Below are 13,009 nucleotides of genomic sequence, written 5' to 3'. Positions count from 1 at the left end.
TCCACCATTTGTTTTTTAAATTCTGAGGTAAAGGTACGTCGTTGGTGTTTTGGCATTGTAGAGATCCGCTCCTTAGGATGATAGGTTTATTCTACAAGCCCTTATTTTTTCTGTCCAACTTAGTGTAGCCGATCCAATATTCTTCTTCAAATCTCAAAATTAATCATCCTCTATTAATTTTTCAATTACACACAGACTTATTCCACTATCCAAACTGAACTTCCATTATGTATGATACATAATCAGCTCATTTTCTTCTATAAATCCCTTCTTCAAATAAAACGTTCTTGCGTCAATATTAGTTCGGTGTGTTTCAAGTTCTAATTTAAGCAGTTTTTGGGTTATGTTACTCTTTAGATGGTTTATTACATATGTACCGTATCTAATGCCTCTACTTGTACTTTTTATATGGATATGATGAATTCTTATTATATCTTTTAGCGTGACAATATTAGTATAAACTGAAAAATAAACAAAACCCACATAACCTACCTGAACATCCTTTACTAAAAACAATTTATTCACTGTGTTAAGATAATTTAATTTCTAAAGTTTCAACGTTCGAAAAGAGTCATCATAAACTCTAACTTTAAGTTTAGCGACAATTTTGTGATCTTCCCACTTAGCATCTATAATCACTCTTAGTGGACTCACTTTTTCTTCGGCTGGTGCGATATATGTTCTTGGAACAATAACGTTTTCCAATAAATAAATATTACGTAAACTGGTTTTAGCTGCCGATTAAGAGACTCATTGCAATCAATAGGTTCATGGGTGTGTCAGATATTGACAATCAAATGACCTATACCATTAAAGGTGAAGTGGCCAGCGAGGCACTTATGCCATGATGAAATTTCTTATTGGTGTTCTGCTCATTTTTATAAGTGCCTGGTTTACCGCATATCAAGATCAATACAACCGTTATGAGCGATATATGTTGAAAGCGAAATTTGACGCAGAAGAAGTAGCGGCTGCAGCGGCTCAGTATTTTATGCCAATTGAATATTCTGAGGGGAAATATGTTTTTAATCAACAAGAAGGGATTAAAGCTGCTGAGTACATTTTGAAAAAAAGGTTGGAACTTGATAATGCATTCAAACCGTCCTTAAACACATATTGGACTGATACCATTACCTACAAAATAGAATTTTTCGATGATTCTAATACTATTTATCCTTATTTGTATACTCATGAATCAAGTTATTTTACAGAGGTCATTACGAATCCAACCGTTGTTGTCACAATTAATTTAGGGAAACCACGATTTTCAACCATAAGAGCAATCCTACCGAGGTATTTCGTACCGCAGCACATACTTTTAGAGAACGTTAGGGGGTTATATGCATGGGGATATTCATGAAAGAGGATTGTAACCAATGTAATGGCATAATGGAGTTGATTGGGAAATCAACGAGCATTTCTGTTAGTAGCATCGAAAAGGTACATCGTTTTGAGGAAGATGATCTTTATCAAGCTGATACAGAACTGTTTTTAATATATAAATGCAGTTGCTGCCAACGTCTTGAAATTCGAGCAAATTCAATGCTCGAAGATAGGCTAAACGGTAAAAATTACCTTAATACCAAGAAAGTCGTCAATCAATAAGGAAATTATAGAGGAGGTTCTAATATGAAACGAACATTTATTTTAATGCTTTCCGCGACGATGTTGCTTACATCTGCTTGCAATGCAAACGCCAATGATTCAACAGGTACAGTCCAGGAAACCACGCAAAAGGTTGCAGCACCGTTAAAAGATCTTGCCGGGTATGAGTGGTCCCCAATTGCTGATGCAGTGGCTCAGGGCTATGTCAGTGGATTTCCTGATGGAACGTTTAAGCCTGGAGATATGGTTACACGCGCACAGTTTTTAAAAATGGCCGCGGTGGCGTTAAACTATGACGTAAACATTAATGAAAGTGCAGCAAACTGGTATGACCCTTATGTGGACGTTGCTTTGCAAAAAGGGCTTTATAAGGAAGTCGATTTTAGCCGTTCCGAATTGGATAAGCCAATGACGCGCAAAGAACTGGCGCGGATCGCTGTTCGTGGCCTTGGTGAATCGTTTTCGACCGACAACGAAATGATGTATAAGGCAACGGGCAAGGGACTCATTACAGGCATGGGGAACGGTGAGTTGGCCCCCGATACTACGACAAATCGGGCACAGGCCGTTACCATCATCGACCGGATATTAAAAGTGAATCGTGGTGAGACATTACAAACGGATAAGAACGCTTTGAACTATGCGGAAGTGGCTTATCGTGGTACGAATTTGAATACGGTTTTTGGTGCTGAACCTATTGATTTCCCATACACCACATATGTAGGCGACGGCTTAAAGTTTACGGTTCATCAGCTTATCATCGTTGATATGTCTAAACCGGACAGCGCGTATTATAAAATGTTCAAGGATGATTTGAAAGTGAGGCAGCGTCATGGAAACATTAATCAGAGCTATCTCTACGCATTTAGGGCAACATTGGTTAATGAAAAAGTTCGTCCACGACAAAATGAGAGTGTGCGTCAGTTCGTATCTATGATAGAGGCCCAAGGCGCATATACCAAAGATGATTTGAATATTTTCCCTATGCATGAAACAGGAACATGGGAGGGGTGGCTTGTATTCTCAAAGGATAAAAAACCGATTGATGATGGTATTGCTGAAAATGGGCAAATTTATACTCTATATCTGAGTAAGAATGATGGGACTTCTATGCATTTCATGAAAATGCCCAAGTAGTTTTATCTTAGTATTGTAACCGTAAGAGGTGATATTTTACTTGACCATACTAAAGAATAAAAAATTCATAGCATCAATATCGGTGGTTGTTCTAATTGCCACAATAGGATCTTTAATTCTGTCGCCTTCTGCACAGAAGTGTGCCGCGTATCCGTGGCGGAAAGTTTACAACGGAGCTGTTTGCCCGTTACCAGCGCTGAAAAAGTAGAGAATGAAATTTCCAACATTGAACAATGAGCCGTTGCGGTAACCTTGCCGGTTTTCGGTACGCTCATAAAGCTGTGCCTCCAATTGTTCCGTCACCTGCGCCTGTAAGATTTGGTTCAGTACCGATTCCAGCAATTTTGCAACACCGGAATCCTGGGTGTTTCCTAAGAAAAGTTGATGCAAAAGTTGAGAATCTACGTTAATCTGGTATTGAGCCATATCTGCATCTCCTCCTGAAGAATGTTGCCTAGACACCATCATTCTAACTGAGGGATTGGGATTATGGCTCCCTTTATTTTCAGTAAACTACCATTTTACACAATTATACGGACTCAACTCCGATATATCCTTACCACGCACTCCACATGTGTTGAGTTGGGAATAGGAACATGAATCACTCCTTTCATTTACTGAGGGCTTTTTTCGATTTTGCCTGCCCATCTTGGCTTGAACGCTGCTCGTAAAGCCTGTTTTATAGATAAAAGTTAGCTTATAAGGATTAGGGTTACCTTCATTAAGGCTCTCTCCAATTATAACTTTATCAACGACGCTCTCAAACACATTCCGGTCAAATGTAGACAGGATGGCATTCGTTTGAAGCACTTTGCGGAAATGTTCAATTCTTTTCTCGATATTGATTTCTTCTTGCGCCGCTTCCTCCAATCCCTCTCTTTTGTCGAGCAGTTCGGTCAACGTGGATTCGAGTTCCTCAAACTTACGCTCATATGTTGGGCGGTCTATTTTTTCTTCCAGATGCAAGTCGATCAGTTTACAGCGCTTATGTTCAATCGCCTGGATTTCATTTATAATTTTGTTCAATTGTTTTTGATTGCTCTGGTCACTAAATACGGATTCCATTCTGATTAATAATTCGTCTAACACATCCTTATGATTACTACAAACTAATTTGTACGTTTCAATAAATGCACCTTCAATAATTTTTTCTTCTATTCCTTTGCTGTGCGGACAAAATCTTTTTCCCTTCTTCGTGTTAGTGGTACACTGCCAAATTGTCTTTTCATGCGATGTACCACTATTCCAACTCCGCCGAGAGAAGTTGGAACCACAGAACGCACATTCCAACTTGCTGCTAAAAGCGAATTTCCTACTGTATTTTTCCCGTTTACTGCCTTGTTTAAGCTTCCCGCGATTTTTTCCTCTACGGTGCAATATATCCTGTGCCTTGTTAAAGACTTCTTCGCTGACAATTGGCTCATGATGATTTTTGATGTAGTATTGATCTTCCTCACCATGATTTTCAAGTCTGCGCTTGGAAATCGGATCGAGAGTAAACGTCTTTCCCTGAAGGAGATCACCTTTATATTTCTCATTCTTAATAATGCCTAGAACAGTTGTATCATTCCATTCGGGATTCCCTCTTTTCGTCTTATATCCGAATTCCATCAGTTCTTTTGCAATCACGTATGCACCAACACCAGAAATATAGCGCTCAAAGATGTAGCGTACAATCTTAGCTTCTTCTTCGTTTACCGATATCTGTTTGGTAACGGGATCATAGTCATATCCAAGGCAGCTTTGAAATCCAACCAGTTCCCCACGTTGCATTTTCATTTTCAAGCCCATTTTTACAATAGAAGAAATATTCTCAACCTCTTGTTGAGCAACCGAACTTAAAATGGTTAGTAACAATTCCCCATCCATAGTAAGCGTGTTGATATTCTCTTTCTCAAAAAATACAGCGACGTTTCTTTCTTTCAACATGCGAACATATTTCAAAGTGTCCACAGTATTTCTGGCAAACCTTGAAATGGACTTGGTAATAACCATATCAATTTTGCCATCCATGCAATCCTTTATCAGCCGTTGAAAATCATCACGTTTCTTCACTTGGGTTCCCGTGATAGCTTCATCCGCGTAAATGTCCACCAATATCCAATCGTTTCGTTGGCTAACCATATCTGTATAGTGAGCAACTTGCGACTTATAGCTGCTTAACTGTTCTTCCGTGTCGGTACTCACTCTGGCATAAGGAGCAACGCGCAGACGGTCTGGCCTTCCTCCAACACGATCTGATAGCTTCCGATTGGCTTTGATTACTTCAACTGTATACCCCATTGTTAAGGCTCCTTTCGTCTTATTATCACGATCAGTGTAATAAGAGTTAAGCAGACCAACAATTGTGCGAATCAAGAAGTCAGGTCTGAAACAACATCGTATTCCTTCATGGTTTTGTTTTTGATAAGAGTAAACTCTTTTTCCGAAATCAGTGACAGAGCCAATAATTGTTTCAACATGGCAATTTGCATGCTATATCTGATTAATTTTCGACTCATCATAACCCCCCCCCGTTTGGTTCATTACATTTTAAACAGAGATGCGACAAAGGACGATCGCCTTATACGCATCTCTGTTCTTCCTTGTTTTGGTTATATCGCATAAATCCAATTCCAGCGGCCGGTGGTTAACGGCCTCATAGGTATTGTCAGAATACCTCTCCCAGGATCGCTGCAAGCCGCCCCCATTGCGTGATCTGCCTAAAAGCAGAGCTGTGGCTGGACGGAAGTATCATTATCCCCCGCATGGGTCATCGCCATAAATGGAACCACCATTTATTATTGCATGGGCAAAAATCGCTCTCACCCTGCTACTTCAAACACAGATTGAAAAACAAGCAGAGTGGTCATGGCGCACCTGCAAATTGGCTTTCCTAGATATGCGGGGAACGTACTGGAATGGATGGTATTTAATTTTCAAGTTACGGAAAAACAGCAGAGGACATGCCCCTCTATCATCCCTTTCATTTTGAAGCCAAAATCGGACCTTTCTGCGAAAAAATAGGAGAGGATATAAAGGTCTTTGTTTAGAAATCTTCGGTATCGGGAGCTATAATGATGGTGAGGTAATCACATTATGGAAGAAATGATCCCAACAAAGAGAGGTTCTAAGCTTTGTTAGAAAGCTCGAAAAATGATGAATCAATTTGAGGGAAAAGAACGTGAGTATTTCGAGATCATCATCCGCATGCACCGAGAGTTTAATCTCGGTTACAGAAAAGATGGGATGTATCTGTTGCCGAAAAAAATTAAAAATGGCCACTTAATGCTGTCGCGATTACATCTTGGTCTGTAACCAGCTTTACATGTACGGAAAACTGAACAAGGTGAAAGAATCCCGTTGAAGGTGGAAGCTAGTGAACTGGTGGTACCCGAAGAATTAATCAAGAGAGTTCAGAAGAAGCAGGAAGCTTTTTAAGAAAGGCTCTGTTAAAGTTAGTTGTTGTTAATTGATTTTGCAGAACAAATGTTCTATTTCCAAACTAACTATAGTAGGGGTGGTGATGATTGTGAGAGCGACTGAAATTCTTAATGCCATACAAAAACTAAATCCAGCAGAGAAATAACGATTGTAAGAATATTTAATCGATGCTCTAACTGTATCAAGTTCGACTGGAACTGTTCTTCACGGAATTTCGGAACGTAAAAATAAAAATGGCTATCAATGCCCAGATTGTGAATCGGAACATATTGTTCGTTTTGTCAAGTACACATTGATGAAGTAAAATTGTTTGTGTAGCAGAATTTGGAGTCTTACAGACAACAAAAAAAGTAGGGTATTCTCGGGATTGACTATACCACCAAGAAAGGAACCCTACTCATGAGTAGCTTACATGAAATAGAATTCAATGATCTACTTGAATATCTTGTAAGACAGTTGTCAAAGAAAAATTAGAACTCATCATGAATGAAGAAATCTCCAACTTTTTAAACGTTGAACAAGAGAATGTTCGCAACTCCCGTAACAGATACTACTCACGAACACTAGATACTCGCTACGGGAAGATTGACGACCTTCAAGTACCGCGTGATCACCATGGTGAGTTTCATAGAGTTTCATACGCAAGTGTTCGAGCCCTAACAACGCCGTGACGGTTGGCTTGAAGAAGCCGTCATCCATATGTAGGTACAGTCAAGAAGTTTGTGTATCCGGATTATAGGGATTCTCTATGAATTGTTTTAATGGCGTAGCCTAAGTAAAGGCGCGGGAGTTGTCTATTCTCCGTACCGTTCGCGATACATTTTCTTAAATACATCCTTTGTCGTTTACATACCGAAACCTCGAATGATGCGTTGTTCCATCGTTCGTCGTAAACGGTAGCGATGAGGTACTCGAACTTTTCCGCTGCATCGATGTTCGATACGCTGTTCATTGGATACAGTCGTTTGCGGATTTCTTTTACTGTCCTTTCAATCACATTAGTGGTATAGATAGCTTGCCAAATGTCTTCAGCATATTTGTAAAATGTCAGCAGTACCGGAAGATCTACACGCCAAGAAGCAAGCTCACGGGGGTACTATTTCGACCACTTCATTTCAACAGCATGAAACTGACGCATGGCATCTTCGTAGCATGGCGCTGTATACACGCTCTTTAGATCACTCATAAACTCTGTTTTATCTTTGACTCGGATTTTTGAGAACATGTTGCGCATTTTATGGACAATACAACGCTGAATGTCGGCTTTCGGATACACGCTGTGAAAGGCTTCTTCGAGTCCTGGAAGGCCGTCGGAAACGCCCAGGAGGATGTCGGTTGCTCCGCGCCGGTAAATCTCTTGCAGAAACTCTTTCCATCCATGCGCACTTTTGTTGCCTCCGACAAGGAAGCCAATGATTTGGCGGTAGCCATCTTCATCGATTGCCATCGCGACATAAATCACTTCTGTGGCCACGCTATCTCGGAGCAGACTGAAACGAATGCCATCAATATACAACAATGGAATACCGTTTTATTATAGGGCGTTCTTGCCAGGCGTGAACATCTTGTAAAACCGTATTGGTGATGATACATTCAATGAAATCCGCAACATCTCGCGTGCTCATTCCGCCTTTGTACATGCGAATAACGGCTTCCTCAAGCCACCCGTCACGACGTTGATGCGGTTCGAAAAGTTCCGTTTGAAACTCACCTTGCCGATCGCGTGGAACTCGAAGATCATGGTTCTTGACGAACTGCGTCTATAATGTTCTGGAATAAAAGACGTTACGAGTATTCCTCGTTTTTGGCTGCTCAACAGTCAGGAAGTTACTAAGTTCTTCTCGCATGATCAGTTCAAGTTTGTCCTTAATAAACAACAAAACGGTATTTGCTAATTGCTTCATGAATTCGGAATCATTTATACTTAGATTCATGGTAGGGTGATCTCCTCTCGTGGATCTCAGGACAATTCCGAGAGCACCTTACCTTTTGTATTTTGTGAATACTTTTCCATAAATAAACTGTTCCACGTATTCGCTTGAAGGGGCACTAGCTGTCAAGCACTGATTAATTTTCTCATTTTTAAAAACACAAGGTACGAAAGTAATGATGCAAAAATTTGGCTTGCGATCAACGTTATTGAGCACGTGCAATCGGACAACGCAGCTTCTTATACGAAATCCGCAGAAGAAAACAGCATAATTTTTTCCATGTTGCTATTTTGAAAAGTAGCGCCCAAAGATACGCTACTTCAATTTAGATGCTTCCTACTCGTTCAAATAGGTTGTCACTCTGTTCTGGATCAGCTCGGCAACTTCTTCAGCAGTTTTTTGCTCACTAAAGAAGGCCATAGATTCTTCTCCTACAATTGAAATTACCTTGCCATCCGCTGCCGAATGGTTATTTGCAGTATGAATGAACTTTTTGAACTTGGCAAATTCATCATTCGTCACTTTCGGCGCTTTCCCGTCTGGCGTCTTATACGTTCCGTTTTCCACTTGTTCCTGCATCTCGTTCAATTGCTTCTCATTCACAGATTTCAGCAGCGAAAATCCTTGTCTTTCTTGCAACGATTGCCCTTCTTCCGATAGCATGAAGGCAATAAACTTCCAGGCCTCCTCTTTCACCGCGGATTGGGCTTGAATGGCGAACTGGGAGGCGAGAACAATTCTCGTTCCTCCTTTTTGTTCCGGTTTTTGCAGCAGCTTCGGATTGGAGAAATAAAAATGCAAATCATTGATAAAATCTGCCGGCGATCTCAGAACGGTCGAATAAAACATTTGCTTGCCTATATCCGCCGGTTCTGAAGTCATGACCTGATTATCGTACATATCTTTTATTTGCTGCATTGCTTCTACGAACGATGGAGAGTCAAACAATGCCTTTTTCGCCGCGGTATCAACAAACTCGGAATACCTGTCCACAACCATTTCTTGCATGCGGAAATCAGGTGTTTCCCCCGCCATGGCATAACGACGTTCCGCACCGCTCTCGCCTAACGTCTTCGCAATATCTTCAAACTCCTTCCAAGTCCAATTCTGGTCGTCAATACTCGTGTTCCCGAGAAGATCCCCATCACCTACAAACGCTCGCAGGCTGAATCCGAAAGGCATGGCATACAGACCATCATTTGATTTTATCGCATCCAAAATATTTATTTGCAAATCGCCATGATTTAGTGTATCGTCTTGCTTCATGAGCTCCTCCATATCCAGGAGAAGGTCCTTGTTCACATAATCTTTGGTTGGCAGACCACTGACTTCAAAGATATCCGGACCTTTGCCCGATAGTATTGCTGTATTTGTCGTTGTTTGGTATTGTTCATAATCTTCTATAACCTGAATTTGCAAATCGATATCCGGGTACTTTTCCTCAAACTTTTTTTCTGCGGTTTCATAAAATGAGCTCGCTTGTTGGACAGACAACGTAACGATAGTTTTCCCCTCTTTATTTACCGGTTTCTGGCTTCCCGATTGATCACTTCCCTCAGAAGCGCATGCACTCACCAACAGAAATAAAATGCCTATAAACACCATAAATGACCACTTTTTCATCGAATAAATTCCTCCTGTTAAAATTAGCTTATTGCAGACGAACACGGTTTCCGTCTTGTAAAGGCTCGCTGCTTTCCAGAATTAACAGATCGCCCTCATAGAGACTGTCGGCCAGAAGCAAGGCTTCATGATCATTCCTTTCACTGACCTGAATGCGCACTTTACGAGCAACGAAAACATTGCCCAATGCTCCTCTCTGCTCGTCAATTTTATAAACAAACATTCCGTCACGCTCATAATGAATGGCCTCACTCCAAACAACCAGTCCTTGCTGGCGGGAGCGTTTCTCAATATTGACCCATGCTCGCTCACCCCCTTTTAGCTCGGCATTGAAGACGTTGATACGTATCAGCTTCCGTGGAATCGTACGGTTCAGACCAGTCAAATCAACGGATTCGATTCTCGGCTCTGCATCCACCATTTCGATAATCGTTCCTTCAAGGATACGGGTCTGTTGTGCCTGAACGCTTTGTACCTCGACCTCTACCTTCGTCCCAACTGATATATCCAAGTGGGTCAACAGCGTAGAATCGGCGGGAATATCCAACTTGTAGCCCAAGCTATCATTTGAGATTCGAACATCCGGTTCTCCCATAAATGCCATTCCTTCGACTGCACTCAATTGGGTTACAATCCCGTCGAACGGAGCGATCAGCTCCTGTCCGCTTGTCAAACGGTCTCTCAACTCGTTAATGTTTCGTTCCTGCGTGTCTAGGTCAAGTTTTAGCGATTCAATCGCGCGGCTAGCGATTCGTGTATCAAGTTCATCCCCACCCTGTGCTGCCTCAATGAACTGATCCTGAAGATTTTCCAGTTCAATATTCATTTTCTTCAAGTTGGCCATTTCATTTTCTAATTCTCGTTGTGCCGCTGTACTGTCATATTCTATTAGCTTTTGCCCCGCTTTCACACGGTCTCCTTCCTTTACGAAGATCTTTCGGACCTTCCAACCGGCAGGGTTCGTTAACCTCGCTTCTTTGAGCGGTTCCAATATGCCGCTTCCCTCAATCGTAAATGTCAAGTTTCCTGTAGTCAGCGGTTCCGTTCTTACTTTCGGCAAGGTTAATGATTGAATGGTATTTCCGAAAAAAGTAAGCAGCAACAACAATCCTAGAAAAACTATAAAGGCAATTTGAATCATTCGTTTGCGTCTGCGATCAACTTGTTCGTTTGCTAACCCCATATTCAGTCTTCTTCCTCCTAAAACATTCCGTTGGAAAGATTGCTCCTATTACCCCTTGATGCCGGATAATTGAATGCCTTTAATGAAATAAGTTTCCGCATAAAGAAATAACAGCACCATGGGGGTCATATACAGCACGGATGCCGCAAAAGCGATCCCAGGTTCATCATTGATCCTGGACAAGTACACAGATAACGGATGCCTGAACGGATCGTTCAGAAAAATTAGCGGCTGCTCTACCATGTTCCAATAATCAACAAATAAGAGAACGACGAGCGCAGCAACACCTGGTTTCACCATAGGAACAATCATCGTGAAGAAAATCCGCAAATGGCCGGCCCCGTCCAACTTCGCCGCTTCAATATAGGCATACGGAATATGTAGCATGAACTGTCGAAGCATAAAAACACCGAAAGCTGCGAAAATGCCAGGCCATATAATGGCATTCGGGCTATTCAGCAGCCCCAATTTATCCGCCATAATATAATTCGGCACTAGTGTCACCTGAAACGGCATGAGCATCGTCATGACATAGACGATAAACAGACGATCTCGGTAACGAAACTGCAACTTGGAGAAGGCATACGCAGCAAACGCCGAGACCAAGATTTGCCCAACGATGATCGGCACTACCAACAACACCGAATTCCAAAACAACATTAAATATCGGGGACTTGCCACCAACACTTCGCCATACTGCTTCACAGATACATGATCCGGCAGCAATTTTAAATTTCCATAACGGTTTTTCCCCCCTTTCATCGCTTCATTCATCTGTCCGATAGATCCATAATTGATATCGATTTCCTGGGCTGTCATGAATGAATTAGTGAACGTGACCACAATTGGAAATAAAAACATAAGCGCAATTGTGCCCAACACGACTGTGAGGCCAATTTTTCGAATGATTTTGTGAAAATTATCCAAAGACTCTCACCTCTATTCCATGAACTGCCGATATCGGCGTTCAAGCGCAAACAAACCGATGACGATCAAAAGAATACAACCGAACATCATGGTCGCCGCGGCTGTCAATTTCTGAATATCCAACGACGTGAACATGTTGTTCATATAATGTTGCATCATATAGATACTGTCATGCGGATAGTCTCCTGCGATTAAATACGTTTCCCGAAATACTTTAAACGAGTTCATAATCGACAAAATGACGACAAAGAACATCGTGGGAGTCAGATAGACAAGAGTGATGCTGCCAAACTGCCGTAAGCGCCCAGCTCCTTCCACATGCGCGGTTTCATAATAATCCTTCGGGATTTGCTGCAAACCCGCCAAAAATAAAACGACGTTATAGCCAATGTTCTTCCATAAATAGACGACAATAATGACATATCGGGCAGCATCGGTCTTCATCCAGTCCACGCGTTCAGTTCCGAAGCTGCTCAGCCAGGCGTTTACGGATCCGTTCCAATCGAACAACAATTGCCAGACGAACACAATTGAGGCAACGGGAACGACAAGCGGCAGCACATAGGCGGTCCGCAACCATTTTTGCAAATATAAATTTGCATTCAGCAGTACCGCAAGACCTAGCGACAGTGTGAGATTAAGCGGAACGCTAACCGCGCTAAAATAAAATGTATTGGTCACTGCCTTGCGGAAGGACTCGCTCATAAGCAACTCGCGGTAATTATCCAAACCCGCAAAATGACGATCTACTGGGCTGTCTACAAATGAATAAAATACTCCCATGATAAATGGAACAAGGTAAAACAGTGCGAATCCAACAGCGCTCGGTGCGAGAAATAGCCAGGCTACCACCGCATCCTTGCGCATCCATTTCATGATCTTCCTATCGTCATCTTGTCTAAAAAACCGTTGCTTCATTTACGCTTCCTCCAACCAGTCTTACCAGTACTATAAAAAGAACAGTTTAAAGAATAAGTAGGGTAAAAATAAAATTTTTATTAAATACCGTCCAACATTGAACGGACGATCCTCTTTGTTTGCAGTCTCAGTGATAACACGCTTAGAACATAAAAAAACACTTATTCATTCTCAGTTTCCTCCCATTGATGCTTTCATTTGGGAAAACTGATTGAAGAATAAGTGGAGAAAAAACAGAAATCACGCAGTGTCCAGACACATC

At 41.6% G+C, this 13,009-nt stretch carries 9 protein-coding genes and 4 pseudogenes; 5 read left to right on the top strand and 8 right to left on the bottom strand.

Annotated features, from left to right (window positions below):
* Positions 1-225 precede the first annotated feature (225 nt).
* Entirely contained in the window at positions 226-483 is a 258-nt protein-coding gene (locus NR121_RS25435) for a hypothetical protein (protein ID WP_375162535.1), read from the bottom strand.
* 361 nt (positions 484-844) lie between these two features.
* On the opposite strand from NR121_RS25435, the gene NR121_RS23100 reads away from it, so the two are divergent.
* From NR121_RS23100 to NR121_RS23090, 3 genes are read left to right on the top strand one after another with little or no spacing between them, the layout of a single operon-like run.
* Positions 845-1,360 (top strand): hypothetical protein, encoded by a 516-nt coding sequence (locus NR121_RS23100; protein WP_256831991.1) that lies wholly within the window; start codon positions 845-847, stop codon positions 1,358-1,360.
* Positions 1,345-1,605: a hypothetical protein gene (locus NR121_RS23095; protein WP_054819305.1), complete on the top strand. Its 261-nt coding sequence runs from the start codon at positions 1,345-1,347 to the stop codon at positions 1,603-1,605. Before NR121_RS23100 ends, NR121_RS23095 begins: the two co-directional genes overlap by 16 nt.
* A gap of 24 nt (positions 1,606-1,629) precedes the next feature.
* Complete coding sequence (locus NR121_RS23090) at positions 1,630-2,742, top strand: S-layer homology domain-containing protein (RefSeq protein WP_054819304.1); 1,113 nt, start codon at positions 1,630-1,632, stop codon at positions 2,740-2,742.
* A 234-nt stretch (positions 2,743-2,976) separates the two neighbouring features.
* Here the strand turns inward: NR121_RS23090 and NR121_RS23085 are convergent.
* Positions 2,977-3,168, bottom strand: a pseudogene (locus tag NR121_RS23085) (transposase); the annotation flags it as partial.
* A gap of 87 nt (positions 3,169-3,255) precedes the next feature.
* Positions 3,256-5,025 carry a recombinase family protein gene (locus NR121_RS23080; protein ID WP_256831990.1) on the bottom strand — a complete coding sequence of 590 codons (1,770 nt, stop codon included), beginning with the start codon at positions 5,023-5,025 and terminating at the stop codon, positions 3,256-3,258.
* 1,288 nt (positions 5,026-6,313) lie between these two features.
* Between NR121_RS23080 and NR121_RS23075 the strand changes: the two are divergent.
* Both NR121_RS23075 and NR121_RS25430 read left to right on the top strand, forming a co-directional pair.
* Positions 6,314-6,457: pseudogene (locus tag NR121_RS23075) on the top strand (IS1595 family transposase); the annotation flags it as partial.
* A 107-nt stretch (positions 6,458-6,564) separates the two neighbouring features.
* A pseudogene (locus NR121_RS25430) lies at positions 6,565-6,822 on the top strand (transposase); the annotation flags it as partial.
* 188 nt (positions 6,823-7,010) lie between these two features.
* Here the strand turns inward: NR121_RS25430 and NR121_RS25515 are convergent.
* From NR121_RS25515 to NR121_RS23050, 5 genes and pseudogenes are all read right to left on the bottom strand, one after another.
* A pseudogene (locus tag NR121_RS25515) lies at positions 7,011-8,099 on the bottom strand (IS256 family transposase).
* Between the two features lie 333 nt (positions 8,100-8,432).
* Positions 8,433-9,764 (bottom strand): ABC transporter substrate-binding protein, encoded by a 1,332-nt coding sequence (locus NR121_RS23065; RefSeq protein WP_309145409.1) that lies wholly within the window; start codon positions 9,762-9,764, stop codon positions 8,433-8,435.
* Positions 9,748-10,902 (bottom strand): efflux RND transporter periplasmic adaptor subunit, encoded by a 1,155-nt coding sequence (locus tag NR121_RS23060; protein ID WP_054819300.1) that lies wholly within the window; start codon positions 10,900-10,902, stop codon positions 9,748-9,750. Before NR121_RS23060 ends, NR121_RS23065 begins: the two co-directional genes overlap by 17 nt.
* 48 nt (positions 10,903-10,950) lie before the next feature.
* Positions 10,951-11,763 (bottom strand): carbohydrate ABC transporter permease, encoded by an 813-nt coding sequence (locus tag NR121_RS23055; protein WP_083485226.1) that lies wholly within the window; start codon positions 11,761-11,763, stop codon positions 10,951-10,953.
* Between the two features lie 78 nt (positions 11,764-11,841).
* Positions 11,842-12,747 carry a carbohydrate ABC transporter permease gene (locus NR121_RS23050; RefSeq protein WP_187386582.1) on the bottom strand — a complete coding sequence of 302 codons (906 nt, stop codon included), beginning with the start codon at positions 12,745-12,747 and terminating at the stop codon, positions 11,842-11,844.
* Positions 12,748-13,009: the final 262 nt, after the last annotated feature.

Origin of the sequence: Paenibacillus sp. Pae15, from assembly GCF_024519685.1 — a bacterium.
Classification (GTDB): domain Bacteria; phylum Bacillota; class Bacilli; order Paenibacillales; family NBRC-103111; genus Paenibacillus_G; species Paenibacillus_G naphthalenovorans.
This window is presented reverse-complemented; position numbering and strand designations above follow the sequence as displayed.